The organism is Streptomyces sp. NPDC054813 (assembly GCF_053611365.1).
In genome coordinates this window covers 1-2,851 of the sequence record NZ_JBSHAF010000070.1, presented here as the reverse complement: position 1 = coordinate 2,851, position 2,851 = coordinate 1, and the positions used below count along the sequence as shown (strand labels likewise).

Genomic DNA, 2,851 nt, shown 5'->3' with positions numbered 1-2,851 from the left:
CTAGGCCGTGTATCGAAAGTGGATCTTGGGCTGTGAATGATCACAGTTCATGGGTCGGGGTGATCTCACGGACGAGCAGTGGGCGGTGTTGGAGCCGTTGCTCCCGAAGGGGATGAGGGCGGGGCGGCCGCCCGTCTGGTCCCGGCGGCAGTTGATCGACGGCATACGCTTCCGAGTTCGGACCGGGGTTCCGTGGCGGGACGTCCCCGTCGAGTACGGACCGTGGGGCCGGGTCTACGACCTCTTCCGCCGGTGGCAGCGGAACGGAACCTGGCAGCGGGTCCTTACCCGGCTCCAGTCCCTGGCCGACGCGAAGGGTGCGATCACGTGGGACCTGAGCGTCGACTCCACGGTCTGCCGCGCCCACCAGCACGCGGCCGGAGCCCGAAGGCAGGGCGGCCTGCAGAAGGAACCACCGGGCGGTGTCTTCGCCGAGCCCGGAGACCACGGACTGGGACGCTCACGCGGCGGGTTCACCACCAAGCTGCACCTCGCCGTCGAGCAGGGCCAAAAGCCCATGTCGATCGTGATCACGGCCGGGCAACGCGGGGACTCGCCGCAGTTCGAACCCGTACTGGAGAAAGTCCGCGTGCCCCGCATAGGGCCGGGCCGGCCACGTGTCCGTCCTCATCGGGTCCGCGCCGACAAGGCGTACGCCTCCCGCAGAAACCGCGCTTACCTGCGGCGCCGCGGAATCCGCTGCACCATCCCCGACAAGGCCGACCAGGCACGCAACCGCCAGAAGCTCGGCTCCCGCGGCGGCCGACCACCACGTTTCGACCCGGCCGACTACCGCAAGCGCCACGCGGTCGAGTGCGGGATCAACCGCCTCAAGAGGCACCGCGCCGTCGCCACGCGCTACGACAAGCTGGCGGTCCGCTACGAGGCGACCGTCCTGATCGCTGCTATCAACGAGTGGCTGTGATCGGCACCCGTCGCGCGACGGCCTCGAAGCAGGGCTGCGTGACCTGAAGGCGGCCGCGGAAGCCGGTACCCAGGACCGCCGGAACCGACAGACCGGCGACACCCCGCCGAACGGGCTGCTCATCCGGGGGTTGTAGCGTGACCGGATGAGGAGCGACGTATATCGGGACGTGGGCGAGGCCGCCTGGTCGTGGGTGCTGGACCACGTGCGCGAGGCCGAGGGCCCATGGCTCGTGCAGGCGGTGGTGGAGGGCGGTCCGGAAACCGTGTCGCCGCCACAGGACCGCGATTCGCTGTACGCGGGGATCGCCGGCTTGGCCCCGGTGCTGGCCGAGATCGCGCAGTACCGGGAGCTGAGCGCGCGGGAAGCGGCGCTGGCGACCGGCATCGTGACCAGGCTGTCGGCACAGGCCGGGCAGCGAACGGAACCCTCGCTGTACGACGGCCTCGCAGGCGACGCGACGGCGCTCAGACTGCTCGCCCCGGGCGAGGAAGCGGTGGCACTGCGGCGGCTGGCCGCCCTGGCGACCGGCGACGGATGGAAGACCACCCTCGATTTCGAACCGGGCTCCGACGCGCCCCTCACCGACGTCATCATGGGGACCGCGGGCGTCGTGATGACGGCGGTCTGGGCGAAGAGCGAGTTCGCAGAGGCGATCGCGACGACGGGAGGCGAGGCGCTGCTGCGGGCGGCGGACCGTACGGAAGCGGGCCTCGACTGGGGCATGACGCCGGGGAGGCCGTCGAGGGCACCGAACTACTCGCACGGAACCGCCGGCATCGCGGCCGCACTGGCGGTCGCGGGCACCGCCCTGGACCGTCAGGACTTCATCGAGGCCGCGGTGGAAGGCGCCCGGCACGTCCTCTCGGTGGGGTCCTTGGAGGACGCCGGTTTCGTCGTCCCACACACGATCCCGCCGTCGAAACGGGAGGTGGAACCGGTGACGTACACGTGGTGCCACGGCCCGGCGGGCACCTCGCACCTGTTCACCGCACTGGCGCACGCAGGGGTCGCCGAAGTGGCGGGCCATGACGTCGACGAACTGCGGCACCGCTGTATGACCTCGATCCTCACCTCGGGCCTGCCGCAACGCCTCCGTCCCGGCTTCTGGGACAACGACGGCCGCTGCTGCGGAACGGCAGGCGTCGGGGACGTCCTGCTGGACGCCGCCCAGGACTGCCGGGCGCCGCAGCGGAGGCAGACCCTGCTGCGGGCCGCGCACCGGATGGGCGATGCGCTGGTCGACCGGGTCATCAGGGATGATGCGGGCGCCCGTTGGCGCTTTCTGGAACACCGCGAGGACCCGCCGCTGCTGCCGCCCCAGACGACGTGGATGCAGGGCGCGGCAGGCATCGCGGCCTACCTTCTGCGCCTCGCCCGGTACGGCGAGAGCGGCCCCGACGCCCCGGTCGTGGACCGCCCGGACCAGTGGTGGGCCGTGCCGGCGCACCTGCGGAGTACTCGCACGGACTCATGAGCGAGTGGTGGCCTCATTCGAGACAAGTAATCCATAACGATCTCGGCCCAGGCCTTGTGCGATGCGTGGGCCGCCCTAGGCCAAGAGCGGAACGGTGCAGGACCGGGTCGAGTGCAGGGGCGACCGCTGTCGAGCGGAAGGCGCCGATGCAGGCCCCGGAAGGCAGCACCTCAACGGGGCCGAAGGCGCCGGCAGCCTGGTCCGGGTACTCGCGGGAGGGGGAACCGCATGGACCGGCGTGGAGGGGAACGCACGTTCAGCCTGCCGCTGGAGACTCCTGACCTTCATGTCATTGACGGGCTTGCACGGGTAGCCCTCCAGCATCCCTCCGTAGGTCGAAGACATTCGCAGCTCGGTGAGCTCGATCGAACGTCCAGACGAGAGTGCTATGTGGCTCAGTGACATTCCGACACCCTATGTGCAAGATTCACTTCCGATACACGGCCTAG

General features: G+C 70.1%; 2 protein-coding genes and 1 pseudogene. 2 read left to right on the top strand and 1 reads right to left on the bottom strand.

Translation table 11 applies throughout. The features are described from left to right. The first annotated feature begins 49 nt into the window (after positions 1–49). Both ACWGJB_RS49780 and ACWGJB_RS49775 read left to right on the top strand, forming a co-directional pair. Entirely contained in the window at positions 50–925 is an 876-nt protein-coding gene (locus tag ACWGJB_RS49780; RefSeq protein WP_453386630.1) for an IS5 family transposase, read from the top strand. 145 nt (positions 926–1,070) lie between these two features. Continuing rightward, positions 1,071–2,402 (top strand): lanthionine synthetase LanC family protein, encoded by a 1,332-nt coding sequence (locus tag ACWGJB_RS49775; protein ID WP_365114160.1) that lies wholly within the window; start codon positions 1,071–1,073, stop codon positions 2,400–2,402. A gap of 13 nt (positions 2,403–2,415) precedes the next feature. On the opposite strand, the pseudogene ACWGJB_RS49770 reads toward ACWGJB_RS49775, so the two are convergent. After that, positions 2,416–2,807 (bottom strand): annotated as a pseudogene (locus ACWGJB_RS49770) (hypothetical protein). Positions 2,808–2,851 lie beyond the last annotated feature (44 nt).

Excerpts from the sequence above, each read along its gene's own strand:
- ACWGJB_RS49780 (WP_453386630.1), top strand. The coding sequence starts at position 50 with ATGGGTCGGGGTGATCTCACGGACGAGCAGTGGGCGGTGTTGGAGCCG.
- ACWGJB_RS49775 (WP_365114160.1), top strand. The coding sequence starts at position 1,071 with ATGAGGAGCGACGTATATCGGGACGTGGGCGAGGCCGCCTGGTCGTGG.